The organism is Cellulomonas fulva (assembly GCF_018531375.1).
GTDB lineage: Bacteria > Actinomycetota > Actinomycetes > Actinomycetales > Cellulomonadaceae > Cellulomonas > Cellulomonas fulva.
Map to the genome: position 1 here is coordinate 2,628,753 of NZ_JAHBOH010000001.1, position 14,315 is coordinate 2,643,067.

The window sequence follows — 14,315 nt, forward strand, 5'->3', positions numbered from 1 at the left end:
GGGAGTCCCAGACCGGATGGTGAGATGGGTGTGACGACATGTGGACGCGGCTCCGACCGACGCGTGGACGTATCCTCGACCCTCGTGACCGCCACCCCCAGCGCCCGCTCCCTGGCCGGGGTCGTGCCCGTCGTCCCGCCGCAGCGCCTGGTCGCCGAGCTCGTCCCGCCGGCCCACTTCGCGCAGGCGTCGTTCGCGAGCTACGTGCCGGACCCGGCCCACCCCAGCCAGGGCGCGGCCGTCGAGCGGCTCCGTGCCGCCGCCGCCCGGATCGCCGCCGCCGGCTCGTCGTCCACGTCGTGGTTCCGCCGCCGGCGCAGCGAGCCGGAGGCGCTCTACCTCGACGGCGGGTTCGGCGTGGGCAAGACGCACCTGCTGGCGGCGCTCGCGCACGCGGTCGTCGCCGACGGGGGGACGGCGGCCTTCGGCACGTTCGTCGAGTACACCAACCTCGTCGGCGCGCTCGGCTTCCGGCAGACCGTCGACGCGCTGGCCGAGTTCCGTCTGGTCGGCATCGACGAGTTCGAGCTCGACGACCCCGGGGACACGGTCCTGATGTCCCGGCTGCTCCGCGAGCTCGCGGACCGCGGGGTCGCGCTCGCCGCGACGTCGAACACCCTGCCGGAGTCGCTCGGGGAGGGCCGGTTCGCCGCCGAGGACTTCCTCCGGGAGATCCAGGCGCTCGCCGCGCGGTTCGAGGTGCTGCGGATCGACGGGGAGGACTACCGGCACCGCTCGGTGGAGCACGGCGCGCCCCTGCCCGACGACGCGGTCCGCGGCGCGGTCAGCGGCCGGCCCGGCGCGACGCTCGACCCGTTCGGCGCGCTGCTCGACCACCTCGCCCAGGTCCACCCGAGCCGCTACGGCGCGCTGCTCGACGGCACCACCCTCGTCGGCCTCACGGGGGTGCACCCCGTCACGCGGCAGGACGTCGCGCTGCGGCTCGTCGTCCTGGTGGACCGGCTGTACGACCGCGACGTGCCGGTGCTGCTGGGCGGCGGCGGCACCGACGAGCTGTTCTCGGCGGAGATGCTCGCGGGCGGCTACCGCAAGAAGTACTACCGCGCGCTGTCCCGCCTGGGCTCGCTCGCGGCGGACGGCGCCGCGCTCGTCGGCTGACCGACGGCGGTCTCCGCGCGCAGCACGTCGTCCGTCAGGTGGTGCGGCGTGCCGAAGCGGTGCGCCGTGATGCTGACCGCCTGCTCGTGCAGGAACGGCACGAGCTCGACGCGTCCGGACTCGGTGACCTCGTGGTCCCAGACGGCCACGTCCGGGCGGCCCCCGGTGGCCGGGACGGTCGTCGACGCGGTGCCCCCGACGAGGCGCACGCGTCCGCCGTCGAGCCGCGCCAGGCGGGCGAGCCAGGCCTCGTCGTCCTCGACCACGAAGTCGGCGACGGCGCCGACCGCGGTGGCGAGCGCCGGCGGGAGGTCGTCGGCGACCGAGACCACGACCCGCGCGCCGGCCGCCGTCGCAGCCGCGACCACGCGGACGAGCGGTCCCGCCGCTGCTCCGGCGGCGCCGCGGACCAGCGCGGGCTCGTCGTAGGGGAGGTGGCGCAGCACGTCCCGCTCCGCGGTCAGGCCGCTGACGTCCCTCGCCGCGAACCGGGTGGCCAGGGCCAGCGCGTCGCTGCGCGCACCGCGCTCGACCGCGGCCGCCTCGTCGTGCGGCAGGGTGGCGCGGGCGGCGGCGAGGAGGGCGAGCACGCCCCCGTCGGTGACGTCCGCGCCCTGCGTCGCGCGCGCCGGCGACCACGTGCCCAGCGCGTCGAGGTAGCCCGGGCCGCCGGCCTTGGCGCCCGGTCCGACGGCCGAGCGCTTCCAGCCGCCGAACGGCTGCCGCCGGACGATCGCGCCGGTGGTGCCACGGTTCACGTAGAGGTTGCCGGCACGCACGCCCGCCAGCCAGGCGGCGATCTCGTCCGGGTCGAGGGAGTGCAGACCGGAGGTGAGGCCGTACTCGACGTCGTCGACGAGCTCGAGCGCCTCGTCGAGGTCCGCGGCCGTCATCACGGACAGCACGGGGCCGAAGTACTCCACGAGGTGCGAGGGCGCCCCGCGCCGGACCCCCGTGCGCACGCCGGGTGTCCACAGGCGTCCGGACGCGTCGAGCGGACGTGGCCGCAGCGCCCAGGTCTCCCCGGGCGCGAGCTCGGTCAGCCCCGCCAGCAGCTTGCCGGCGGCAGGTTCGATCACGGGTCCCAGCTGCGTGCGGGGGTCGTCGGGGTAGCCCACGACGAGCGACGACACGGCGTCGAGCAGCTGGTCGCGGAACCGCCGCGAGGTCGCCACGGAGCCGACCAGCACGACGAGCGACGCCGCCGAGCACTTCTGGCCCGCGTGGCCGAAGGCGGACGCGACGACGTCCCGCACGGCGAGGTCCAGGTCCGCGCTGGGCGTCACCACGATCGCGTTCTTGCCGCTCGTCTCCGCCAGCAGCGGCAGGTCGGGCCGGAAGGACCGGAACAGCGCCGCGGTCTCGTACGCGCCGGTCAGCACCACCCGGTCGACGTCGGGGTGCGCGACCAGCTCGCGGCCGAGCTCGTGCTCGTCGACCTGCACCAGGCGCAGCACGTCACGGGGCACCCCCGCTCGCCAGAGGACCTCCGCGAGCACGGCGCCGCAGCGCTGGGCGGGGCCCGCGGGCTTCAGGAGCACGGCCGATCCGGTCGCGAGCGCGGCGAGCGTGGACCCGGCCGGGATCGCGACCGGGAAGTTCCAGGGCGGGGTGACCAGCGTGACCCGCGCGGGGGAGAACCGGGCACCGTCGACGCCGACGAGGTCCCGGGCGAGCTCCGCGTAGTAGTGCGCGAAGTCCGCCGCCTCGGACACCTCGGGGTCGCCCTGGTCGAGCGTCTTGCCCGCCTCGGCCGCCATCACCTCGAGCAGCTCCGCGCGGTGCGCGTCGAGCTCGTCGCCCGCGCGGTGCAGCACCGCCGCACGCTCGTCGGGCGTCAGCGCCGCCCACGGAGCCGCGGCGCGCCGCGCGCCCTCGACCGCCTCGTCGACCTGGGCCGGCGTGCGCAACCACGCCGCGGCGATCGTGTCCTCGCCCAGCCGGGAGGTCGGGACGCGGGTGAGCACGGCCCGGGCCCACGCGCGGTTCTCGGGGACGGCAGGGTCGGTGTCCGGGGTCCCGACGAAGTGCCCCGGCCCCGGACGCCGCTCGACGGCGGCGAACCGGTCCGGGGTCCGGTGCCGCGCCGGCACCGGGTCGTCGAGGGCGGCGACCGACGCGAGGAAGCGGTCCCGCTCGCGGGCGAGCAGCGCCGGGTCGCTCGCGAGGTCGTACACCGCCGACATGAAGTTGTCGGTCGAGGCGCCCTCCTCGAGCCGCCGGATCAGGTACGCGATCGCGACGTCGAACTCCCGCGGCGCCACGACGGGCGTGTACAGCACGAGCCCGCCGACCTCGCGCCGCACCACCTCCGCCTGGCCGGACGCCATGCCGAGCAGCATCTCGAAGTCCACCGCGTCGCGGACGCCGCGGCGCCCCGCCAGCAGCCACGCGTACGCGACGTCGAACAGGTTGTGCCCCGCGACCCCGACGTGGACGTTCGTGACCCGGTCCGGCTGCAGCGCCCAGTCGAGGACGCGCTTGTAGTGGGTGTCCGACTCGCGCTTGGTGTGCCACGTCGCGAGCGGCCAGCCGTGGAGCTCCGCCTCGACGCGCTCCATCGGCAGGTTCGCGCCCTTGACCAGCCGGACCTTGACCGGCGCACCGCCGCGCGCCCGCCGGGCGGCCGCCCACCCCTGCAGCCGTTGCATCGCGGGCAGCGCGTCCGGCAGGTACGCCTGCAGCACGACGCCGGCCCGGAGGTGCAGCAGCTCGGGCTCGTCGAGCAGCGTGGTGAACACCTCGAGCGTCGCGTCGAGGTCCTTGTACTCCTCCATGTCGAGGTTGACGAACTTCGTCGGCGTGCTCGAGGCAGCCAGGCGGAACAGCGGACGGAGGCGCTCGACGGTGTCGGCCACGGCCTCCTCGTGCGCCCACGGGCTGTGCGGCGCGACGGTCGAGGAGACCTTGACGGAGACGTAGTCGACGTCGTCGCGCTCGAGCAGCCGCTGCGTCCCCGCGAGCCGACGCGCGGCCTCGCGGCGGCCGAGGATCGCCTCGCCGAGGAGGTTGACGTTGAGGCGCACCCCGTCTCGACGCAGCCGGGCCACCGCCACGCCCAGGCGCCGGTCGGTCGCGTCCACCACCAGGTGCCCGACGAGGTGCCGCAGCACGCGGCGCGCGGCCGGGACCACCACGTGGGGCAGCACGGGCGCGAGGGCCCCGCCGACGCGCAGGAGCACCCGCAGGCCGGCGGGCAGGAAGCGGGGCGGCCGCCGCGACAGCGTGCGCAGCGTGCGGGCGGCGACGTGCACGTCCTGCGGCCGGACCACGCCGTCCACGAACCCCACGACGAACGGGAGCCCCGCCGGGTCCTGCAGCGCCGCCGCGAGCTGCGCGGCGGAGGCGTCGACCGGCAGCTCGGCGGACTCGGCGAGCCACCGCTCGACCAGGGCGACGGCCTCCTCCGCGAGCGACGGGGCGACGGACGGCGTCATGCCGCGCCCCGGTCGTCCGTCCCGTCGAGCGCCGGGACCAGGACGGCGGTGGACCGGCCGGGGACGACGAGCGCGCCGGGCCGGGGCCGCACGGGGGACCACGCCGCGGCGACCTCGTACGGCCCGGGCGGCAGCTCCACCTCGCGCTCGCTCTCGTCGAGGTTCAGCACGACGAGCGCCGCGCCCCGCCGCAGCACGAGCACGCCCTGCCAGGGCCCGTCGGCGTCGTCGGGACCGTCCCAGCGCAGGTCGGTGGCCGCCAGGTCACCGGACCCCAGGTCGGGCACGGACCGGCGGAGGACCACGAGCTGGCGGTACCAGTCGAGCAGCCGGCCGTGCTCCGCGGCCCCGGGGCCGGAGCGCACCTCGCCGCGGTCCAGGACCGCGGCGTCGCGTGTGGCGGGGTCCTGCGGGTCCGGCACCTCGACCTCGCCGCCGTAGATGCCCTCCCACCCGTGGCCGGCGAACTCGGCGCGGCGGCCCTCGCGCACCGCCTGGGCGAGCTCCGGGTCGGTGTAGGACGTGAAGAACGGGAACCGGCGGCGCGTGCCCCACTCCTCGCCCATGAACAGCATCGGGGTGAAGGGCGAGAGCAGCAGGAGCGCGGCCTCGGCGGCGAGCACACCGGCCGCGAGCCGCTCGGACGGACGGTCGCCGAGCGCCCGGTTGCCGACCTGGTCGTGGTTCTGCACGCAGACGACGAAGGCGTGGCCGTCGGTACCGGCCGGCACCGGACGCCCCCAGTCGCGGCCGCGGAAGGTCGACCAGCCGCCCTCGTGGACGAACACCCTCGTGAGCGCGTGCCGCAACGTCGCGGGGGTGCCGAAGTCGACGTAGTAGCCGTGCCGCTCTCCCGTCACCAGCGCGTGGATCGCGTGGTGCACGTCGTCCGCCCACTGCGCGGTCATGCCCCAGCCGCCCGCGGCCGTCGGCGTCACGGACACGGGGTCGTTGAGGTCCGTCTCCGCGACGAGGGACAACGGCCGGCCGAGCTCGTCGGACAGCGTCGCCACCGCGTCGGACAGCTCGGCCAGCAGGTGCGGCTCGGAGTCGTCCGCCAGCTCGTGGACGGCGTCGAGGCGCAGCGCGTCGACGTGGAAGTCGCGCAGCCAGCGCAGCGCGGAGCCGATGATCCAGTCCCGCACGCCGCGCGAGCCCGGCTGGTCCAGGTTGATCGCCGCGCCCCACGGCGTCGCGTGCGCGTCGGTCCAGTACGGGCCCAGGTCGCCGACGTAGGCCCCGGCCGGTCCGAGGTGGTTGTGCACCACGTCGAGGCACACGCCGAGCCCGTGCGCGTGGGCGGCGTCCACGAAGCGCTGCAGCGCGGCCGGGCCGCCGTACGCGTCGTGCACCGCCCAGAGCCCCACGCCGTCGTAGCCCCAGCCGCGGTCGCCGTCGAAGGGCGCGAGCGGCATGAGCTCCACCACGTCGACGCCGAGCGAGACGAGGTCCTCGAGGTGCTCGACCGCCGCGTCCAGCGTGCCCGCCGCGGTGAACGTCCCGACGTGCAGCTCGTAGAGCACGCGCCCGCGCACGTCGAGGCCCGCCCAGCCCTCGTCGGTCCAGCCGAAGGTCGTGGCGTCGAACGTGCGGCTGGGCCCATGCACGCCGTGCGGCTGCCACGCGCTGCGCGGGTCCGGGCGCGGCGGGCCGCCGTCGACGCGGAACGCGTAGTCCGTCCCGTCCGGCAGCTCCGGACCCGACCACCACCCGTCGTCCTGCCGCACCATCGCGTGCTCGTCGTCGCCGGCGACCAGGCCGACCCGTCCGGCGTCCGGAGCCCACACCCGCACGGTCAGACCACCTTCACCAGGAGCGCGACCGGCAGCCGGTCGAGCAGGGGAGCGACGGGGACCACGCCGCCCGCCACCTCGTGGCCGGTGAGCACGTCCACCCAGTCGCCGTCGGGGACGCCGACCGTGTGGTCCGCCCAGCCGCCGAGGCGGTCCACGGAGGAGGCCAGGCGCGTCGCGACGACGGTCACGCGCGGCTCGTCGTCGACCGTCCGGGCGTACGTGACGGACTGGCCCGACGAGTGCGCGAGCGGCACGTAGCCCGCGTCCGGGCCGACGAACGCCTCCGGCAAGTCCCGGCGCACCCGTAGGGCGCGCGACGTCACCAGCAGCTTCTCGTCGGACAGGTCGCGCGGTCCGGCGCCCTCGTCGAGCCGCTCGAGCCGCGCGACGAGCGGCTCGAGCTCGACGTGGCGGCGGTTGTCCGGGTCCACCAGGGTCGGCTCGGCGACCTCGCTGCCCTGGTAGACGTCCGGCACCCCCGGCAGCGTGAGCTGGACCAGCTTGGTGCCGAGCGTCGCGGCCCGGACGGCGGCACGGGTCAGCTGCTCCCACTCCGTGAACAGGGCGGCCACGACGGGGTCCTGGCGGGCCTGACGGGCCAGGTCGAGCACGGCGCGCTCGTACGCCTCGTCGGGTGCGGTCCAGAACGTGTGCTGCTTGGCCTCGCGCAGCGACTTGGTGAGGTACTCGGTCAGCCGGTCCTCGGCGATGGCGCCGGCCTCCGTCCACGTGCCGGCGAGGGTCTGCCAGAGCCACTGCTCGGCTCGGCCGTCCACGTGCGCGGCCCGGTACGTCGCGGTCGCCGCACGGACCTGCGCCACCAGCGCCGCCCACTCCTGCGGTCGCTCGCTGAGGACGCCGAGGCGGTTGCGCGTGTCCTCGTTGCGCTTGGTGTCGTGCGTGGACAGCGTCGTCATCGCCAGCGGCGCCGCGACCTGCTGCCGCGCGGCCCACGCGGCGAGGTCGGTCGGCGTGAACGCGAACCGCGCGGGCTCGCCGCCCACCTCGCACAGCCCGACGAGCTGCGTCCAGCGGTAGTACGCGGTGTCCTCCACGCCCTTGGCCGTGACGGCGCCGCACGTCTGCTGGAACCGGACCACGAGCTCGTCTCGCCGCTCGCCGCGGGTGCGTCCCGCGCTGCCCACCTCGCGACCGGCGAGCAGGTCGACGACGACGTCCATGGTCGCGCCGCGCTCGGCGGACATGCGGGTGCGGGCGATCGCGGCCGGGTGCTCGAGCGACGCCGCCGAGTCCGGGTGCATGGGCTCCCCGGGCACGACGTACGCGCGGTAGCGGTCGAACGCCACCAGCAGCTCGACCAGGCACTCGTGCAGGGCGCGCCACGTGTGGTCGCGCAGGCGCAGGTCGTCCGAGCAGATGCTCGCGGCGAGCGTGGTGAGCCGGTACACCTCGGCGTACAGCGGGCCGTCGACCACCTCGCGCTTCGCCTGCTCGACGACGTGGGCGTAGTCGTCGGACGCGTCGCCCGTCAGCCGGTGCATGAGCGCGCCGAGCGGTGCGGCGCCGCCGGGGTCGACGAACGTCTGCTGGATCCGCCACAGCGCGTCGTAGCCCGTGGTGCCCGCGGTGTCCCAGTCGGAGGGCAGGTCCTCGTCGCCCTCGAGGATCTTCTCCACCACCACCCACGCGCCGTCGCTGGCCTCGTGCAGCCGGGCCAGGTAGCCCGCCGGGTCCGCGAGCCCGTCCGGGTGGTCGATGCGCAGCCCGTCGAGCGTGCCGTCGGCCAGCAGGTCGAGCACCAGCCGGTGCGTCGCCTCGAAGACCTCGGGGTCCTCGACCCGGACGGCGAGCAGCGTGCCCACGTCGAAGAAGCGGCGGTAGTTGAGCTCCTCGTCCGCCACGCGCCAGTACGCGAGGCGGTAGTGCTGGCGCTCGAGCAGCTCGACGAGCGGCAGCTGCTCGGTGCCCTCCCGCACCGGGAACACGTGGTCGTAGTAGCGCAGCACGGTCCGCACGCCGTGTCCGGGGACGTCCTGCTCGGTGAGCTCGATCTCCCCGCGGGCGACGACGGTCCCGATGCGGTCGCCGAGCACGGGCATGAGCACCGCGCCCTCGCCGGCGGACCAGTCCACGTCGAACCACGCGGCGTACGGCGAGTCCGGACCGTGCGCGAGCACCGACCACAGCGCGGCGTTGTGCCAGACGGGCGTGGGCACGGCCATGTGGTTGGGCACGATGTCGAGGACCAGACCGAGCCCCGCGTCGTGCGCGGTGGCGGCCAGCCGGCGCAGGGCCGGCAGCCCGCCCAGGACGGGGGAGACCTCGTCGTGCGCCACCACGTCGTAGCCGTGCGTCGAGCCCGGCGCGGCGCGCAGGATCGGCGAGAGGTAGACGTGGGTGACGCCGAGCGACGCGAGGTACGGCACGCGCGCCGCGACGTCGTCCAGCGTCAGGTCGGCGCCGAGCTGCACCCGGTACGTCGAGACCGGGACCGCGCGGCCCGGTGCGGGCAGCCGGCGCGCAGGTGTCTGGCGCGCGTCGGTCACTGCGCCCCGTCCGTCGGCGCGCCGTCGCGGACCTTGCGCCGTGCCCGCCTGGGCTTCGCCGGCTCGGCAGCGGCCTCGCGCTGCTCGCGGGTCGGCGGGGGAGTGACCTTCGCGGACTCGCGTGCCGCTGCCGCGACCGCGCCCGAGCCCGACACCGACGGGATCGGCTGGATCGGCGGTCGCGTCAGCACCACCATCGAGTGCCGGGCGAGCGCGAGCTCCTCGCCGGGCCTCGCCGTGTCGCCCGGCTCCACCTGCGAGTCCGTGTCGAGCACGGCCGTCCACAGCTCCCCGTACTCGCCGTCGGGGATGGTGAACGACGTCGGCTCGGGCTGCCCGTTGAACAGGATCAGGAACGAGTCGTCGACGATCTCCTCGCCGCGCATGTCCGGCTCGGCGATCGCGTCGCCGTTGAGGAACACCGAGACGGCGCGCGCCATCGAGTTGTTCCACTCCTCGTCGGCCATGTGCTCTCCGGAGGGCGCGAGCCACGCGATGTCCCGCAGCTCCGACTCCCCGCCGTGCTCGGGCGCGCCCGCGAAGAAGCGGCGGCGCCGGAAGACGGGGTGGTCCTGGCGCAGCTGCACGACCCGCCGGGCGAACGCGAGCAGCTCCGTGCTCGTCTCGTCGAGGTCCCAGTCCACCCACGAGAGCTCGTTGTCCTGGCAGTAGACGTTGTTGTTGCCCTGCTGGCTGCGCCCCAGCTCGTCACCGTGCGCGAGCATCGGGATGCCCTGCGAGAGCATCAGCGTCGCCAGGAAGTTGCGCTGCTGCCGTGCGCGCAGCGCGTTGATCGCCGCGTCGTCCGTCGGCCCCTCGGCACCGCAGTTCCAGGACCGGTTCCAGCCCTCGCCGTCCCGGTTGTCCTCGCCGTTGGCCTCGTTGTGCTTCTCGTTGTAGGAGACCAGGTCCCGCAGCGTGAACCCGTCGTGCGCCGTGATGAAGTTGACGCTCGCGATCGGACGGCGGCCCGTGTGCTCGTACAGGTCCGACGAGCCGGACAGACGGCTCGCGAACTCCCCGAGGGTCGAGGGCTCGCTGCGCCAGAAGTCGCGGACGGTGTCCCGGTACTGACCGTTCCACTCCGACCACAGGGGCGGGAACCCGCCGACCTGGTAGCCCCCGTCGCCGACGTCCCACGGCTCCGCGATGAGCTTGACCTGCGAGACCACCGGGTCCTGGTGCACCAGGTCGAAGAACGCGGACAGCCGGTCGACCTCGTGGAACTGGCGCGCCAGCGTCGCGGCCAGGTCGAACCGGAAGCCGTCGACGTGCATCTCGGTGACCCAGTAGCGCAGCGAGTCCATGATCAGCTGCAGCACGTGCGGCGAGCGCATGAGCAGCGAGTTGCCGGTGCCGGTGGTGTCGAAGTAGTGCTCCTTCTCCTCGTCCACCAGGCGGTAGTAGTTCGCGTTGTCGATCCCGCGGAAGCTGAGCGTCGGCCCCAGGTGGTTGCCCTCGGCCGTGTGGTTGTAGACGACGTCGAGGATGACCTCGATGCCCGCCGCGTGGAGCTCCTTGACCATCGCCTTGAACTCCTGGACCTGCTGGCCCGGCTGGCTGAAGGCGGCGTACGCGTTGTGCGGCGCGAAGAACCCGATCGTGTTGTAGCCCCAGTAGTTCGACAGCCCCTTCTCCTGCAGCGAGGGGTCGTTGACGAACTGGTGGACCGGCATGAGCTCGATCGCGGTGACGCCCAGCTGCTTGAGGTGCTCGATGACCGCGGGGTGGGCCAGGCCGGCGTACGTGCCGCGCAGCTCCTCGGGCACCGCCGGGTGGAGCTTCGTCAGCCCGCGCACGTGCGCCTCGTAGATCACCGACTCGTGGTACTCGTGCTCCGGCGGCCGGTCGTGGCCCCAGTCGAAGTACGGGTTGATCACCACCGACGTCATGGTGTGCGGCGCCGAGTCCTCCTCGTTGCGCTGCGCCGGGTCGTCGAACCGGTAGGAGTACAGCGACGCGTCCCCGTCGACCTGGCCGTGGATGGCCTTGGCGTACGGGTCGAGCAGCAGCTTGGAGGGGTCGCAGCGGTGGCCGTTCTCGGGGTCGTACGGCCCGTGCACGCGGTAGCCGTACTGCTGCCCGGGCTGCACCGCGGGCACGTAGCCGTGCCACACGAAGGCGTCGGCCTCGACGAGCTCGACGCGCGTCTCCGTCCCGTCGGGGTCGATGAGGCAGAGCTCGACACGTTCGGCGATCTCCGAGAACAGCGCGAAGTTGGTGCCGCTGCCGTCGTAGGTGGCGCCGAGGGGGTAGGGGCGTCCGGGCCAGATGAGCATGCGCTCAGGGTGCCAGTGACCGCCCACATCGGCGCGGGCAGGCCGGGGTGACTTCGTCACACGACGCGCGGTTGCGCGCCGGCGTACCCGGTGTTGCGCCGCCGGCGCCGACCTGGTCGGCTGGTCGTCGTGACGCAGCGCGTGGTGGTCGTGGGTGCGGGGCTCGCCGGAGCCAAGGTGGCGGAGTCGCTGCGCGCGCGGGGGTACGCGGGCTCGCTCGTCGTGCTGGGTGCCGAGCCCGTCCGTCCGTACGAGCGGCCGCCGCTGTCCAAGGGGTACCTGCAGGGGTCCGACGAGCGCGAGTCCGTGTTCGTCCACCCCGAGGCCTGGTACGACGAGCACGACGTCGACCTGCGGCCGGACGCGACCGTCACGTCGCTCGACCTCGCGTCCGGGCACGTGGTGGACGCCGGCGGCGGGCGCACCGCGTTCGACCGCCTGGTCCTGGCGACCGGCTCGGCGCCTCGCGGGCTCGACGTCCCCGGGGCGGAGCTCGAGGGCGTGGTCACGCTGCGGACGCTCGCGGACAGCGACCGTCTGCGTGCCCGGCTGTCGGAGGCGCGCCGCGTCGTCGTGGTGGGCGGCGGGTGGATCGGCCTCGAGGTCGCCGCGGCCGCGCGCGCGGCGGGCTGCGAGGTCACGGTCGTGGTCCGCGGCGCCGCGCCCCTGCTCGGCGTGCTCGGCCCGCGGATGGCCGGGATGTTCGCGGCGCTGCACCGCGAGCGGGGCGTGGAGCTGCGCACGCGGTCCGAGGTGCGTGCGCTCCTGCCCGCGCGGCGCAGCGGCTCCCTGGACGGCACAGCGGTCGGGGGTGTCGAGCTGCTCGACGGCACCGTCCTGCCGGCCGACCTCGTCGTGGTCGGCGTCGGTGCCCGCCCCCGCGTCGCGCTCGCCGAGGACGCGGGCCTCGTCGTGGGGGACGGGGTGCACGTCGACGCCCACCTGCGCACGTCGGACCCGCGCGTGCTGGCGGTCGGCGACCTCGCGGCGGTCGCCCACCCGTTCCTGGGGCACCGCGTGCGGGTCGAGCACTGGGACGCGGCTCTCCACCACGGCGAGACGGTCGCGGCGACCGTGCTGGGCGCGGACGAGCCCTACGACCGGCTGCCGTACTTCTTCACCGATCAGTACGACCTGGGCATGGAGTACACGGGATGGACCGGCCCCGAGGGCGGCACGGACGTCGTGGTGCGTGGCGACGAGGACGCGCGCGAGCTCGTCGCCTTCTGGACGCGGGACGGTCGCGTGGTCGCGGGGATGAACGTCAACGTGTGGGACGTCGTGGACGACCTCCAGGCGCTCGTGCGCTCGCGCGCGGTGGTGCCGCCTGAGCGGCTCGCGGACACGTCGGTGCCGATCGCCGACCTCGCGGGGTGACGGGCTAGCCGGCGACCACCGGCGCGCCGAGCGTGCGGTCCACGGCGCGGCGCACCACCGCCTCGTCGTCGTCCCCGCGGGCGCGCCACGACATCTGCTCGAGCGCCCCGTTGCCGCGGCGCAGCACGGTCGCGGTCTGCCGCTCGACCGCCTCGAGGTCGCCGTTGGCGACGAGCGCGTCGCGCACGTGGTCGACCAGCTCGCCGACCACCTGCTCCGCGGGCGCGGGTCGCCACGTGACGGGGCTGACCAGGTCGCCACCGAGGCCCGAGCGTGCCGCGCGCCACGTCGCGGCACGCAGCAGCTCGGTGCGCACCGGCGGCTCGGCCGGGGCCGTGGGGGCGGGCGGGGACGAGGCGCGCGACGGTGCCTGCGCGACGGCCGTGTCGGCGAGGGCGCGCACCAGCGCGGCCTGCAGGGCCGCGTCCGCCGCGTCCAGGCACACGTCCGCGACACGCACCTCGACGGTGGGGTAGCGCTGCGAGAGACGGGCGTCGAAGTAGAGCATGCCGTCGTCGAGGATCGTCCCGCTGGCGAGCAGGCTCTCGATGACGGCCCGGTAGCCCGCGGCGTCGCCGAACGGCGCGGTCGGTCCGGCGGTGGGCCACCGCCCCCACACCTGCGAGCGGTAGCTCGCGTAGCCGCTGGTCACTCCCTGCCACGACGGGCTGTTGGCGGACAGCGCCAGGAGCACCGGCGTCCACGGGCGCAGGTGGTCGAGGATCACCACGCCCTCGTCGTCGTCCTCGACCGAGACGTGGACGTGGCAGCCGCACGTGAGCTGCTCGCGCGCGGTGAGGCCGAACGCCGCCCGGATCGCCTGCGCGCGGCGGTCCGGGATGACGGTGGGCTCGACCTCCTGGGGCGCGGTGCCGAGCGCCGCGATGCGGACCCCGGCGCCCTGCGCCACCTCGTCGACCCGCGTGCGGCCCGCCCGGATCTCCTCGAGCAGCTCGGTGAGGTCGGTGCACGGGTGCGTGGACGTCTCGACCTGCTCGCTCTTGAACTCCTTCTCCACGTCGCCGCCCGGTTGCGAGGTGCTCGGCACCGTCCGGGCCGCCAGCCCCAGCACCGCGGGTGACTGCGCGGCGGGCACCCCCTCGGGCGTGACCAGCAGGTACTCCTCTTCGACGCCCATGGTTCGCACGGGCCCCAGTGTGGGGTCGGGCGCGCGCGACGGCGAGCGGAGAGCGCCCGCCGGCCCGTCGCGGCGGCGGCGGCGGGCGCGGCGGGCGGGACGCGGCCGTGCCGGTGCCGGGGTGGACGGGGGTGCTCGGCGCGGACGGGACTCCCGCTGACGGCTGCGGTGGGCCATGATGATCACCTCAGGGGACGGGCGGGTCACGGGACGTGACGCGCCGGGCGCGGGCCGGCCGACATCGCCGTCGGCGGTGACCCGCAGTCGTGGTGCAAGACGCCACGGGATCGCGACACAGGCAGGACGCAGGGGAGCGCCAGGGGCGCTGGGGTGCGGCGGGGGGCGTCGCAGGACCGGACGGGGGTGGGACCGATGGGGACAGCCGTGCGAGCGGTGCTCGTGGGTGCGTGCTGGATCGTCGGGCTGGTCGGTGTGCTGGTGGCGCTGCTGACGGGGCTCGCGCTCTCGGGCGGCTGACCCGGGCGCGTCTCGACGGGCGCGTCCCAGCGGGTGACACGGCTCGTCGCCCGACCGGGTGGCCCGGTTCCCGGGGGGCGGCGTGCACCACGCCGCTGACCAGCGAGTTCACCGGGCCGACGCGCAGCGTGCACGCGGGTGTGACCGGCGCCACACCGCGAGTTGGTGGACACCTCGTCCGAGTT

Annotated in this window: 7 protein-coding genes; 2 read left to right on the forward strand and 5 right to left on the reverse strand. The window is 75.1% G+C overall.

Annotated elements, in window-relative coordinates:
• Positions 1 to 84 precede the first annotated feature (84 nt).
• A complete protein-coding gene (zapE, locus tag KIN34_RS11680) occupies positions 85 to 1,119 on the forward strand; it encodes a cell division protein ZapE (protein ID WP_307858202.1) in 1,035 nt (344 codons plus the stop codon).
• On the opposite strand, the gene KIN34_RS11685 is transcribed toward zapE, so the two are convergent.
• Genes KIN34_RS11685 through glgX form a run of 4 tightly spaced genes read right to left on the reverse strand, consistent with a single transcriptional unit; the run spans position 1,059 to position 11,138 of the window.
• The gene (locus KIN34_RS11685) at positions 1,059 to 4,556 is read right to left on the reverse strand and encodes a proline dehydrogenase family protein (protein ID WP_214350667.1); all 3,498 of its coding nucleotides are present in this window, start codon (positions 4,554 to 4,556) and stop codon (positions 1,059 to 1,061) included. The genes zapE and KIN34_RS11685 overlap by 61 nt on opposite strands.
• Positions 4,553 to 6,355 carry a malto-oligosyltrehalose trehalohydrolase gene (gene treZ, locus KIN34_RS11690; RefSeq protein WP_214352068.1) on the reverse strand — a complete coding sequence of 601 codons (1,803 nt, stop codon included), beginning with the start codon at positions 6,353 to 6,355 and terminating at the stop codon, positions 4,553 to 4,555. Before treZ ends, KIN34_RS11685 begins: the two co-directional genes overlap by 4 nt.
• Positions 6,352 to 8,859, reverse strand: a complete 2,508-nt coding sequence (gene treY, locus KIN34_RS11695) for a malto-oligosyltrehalose synthase (protein WP_214350671.1) — start codon at positions 8,857 to 8,859, stop codon at positions 6,352 to 6,354. The genes treZ and treY overlap by 4 nt, the downstream gene beginning before the upstream one ends.
• On the reverse strand, positions 8,856 to 11,138 hold the full coding sequence (gene glgX, locus KIN34_RS11700) for a glycogen debranching protein GlgX (RefSeq protein WP_214350674.1): 2,283 nt from the start codon (positions 11,136 to 11,138) through the stop codon (positions 8,856 to 8,858). The genes treY and glgX overlap by 4 nt, the downstream gene beginning before the upstream one ends.
• A gap of 129 nt (positions 11,139 to 11,267) precedes the next feature.
• Here glgX and KIN34_RS11705 point away from each other — a divergent pair, with 129 nt between their 5' ends.
• The gene (locus KIN34_RS11705; protein WP_214350677.1) at positions 11,268 to 12,515 is read left to right on the forward strand and encodes an NAD(P)/FAD-dependent oxidoreductase; all 1,248 of its coding nucleotides are present in this window, start codon (positions 11,268 to 11,270) and stop codon (positions 12,513 to 12,515) included.
• Positions 12,516 to 12,519: 4 nt separating this feature from the next.
• On the opposite strand, the gene KIN34_RS11710 is transcribed toward KIN34_RS11705, so the two are convergent.
• Entirely contained in the window at positions 12,520 to 13,653 is a 1,134-nt protein-coding gene (locus tag KIN34_RS11710; RefSeq protein WP_214352070.1) for a carboxylate-amine ligase, read from the reverse strand.
• Between the last annotated feature and the right edge of the window lie 662 nt (positions 13,654 to 14,315).

Excerpts from the sequence above, each read along its gene's own strand:
- KIN34_RS11685 (WP_214350667.1), bottom strand. The coding sequence starts at position 4,556 with ATGACGCCGTCCGTCGCCCCGTCGCTCGCGGAGGAGGCCGTCGCCCTG.
- glgX (WP_214350674.1), bottom strand. The coding sequence starts at position 11,138 with ATGCTCATCTGGCCCGGACGCCCCTACCCCCTCGGCGCCACCTACGAC.
- KIN34_RS11710 (WP_214352070.1), bottom strand. The coding sequence starts at position 13,653 with ATGGGCGTCGAAGAGGAGTACCTGCTGGTCACGCCCGAGGGGGTGCCC.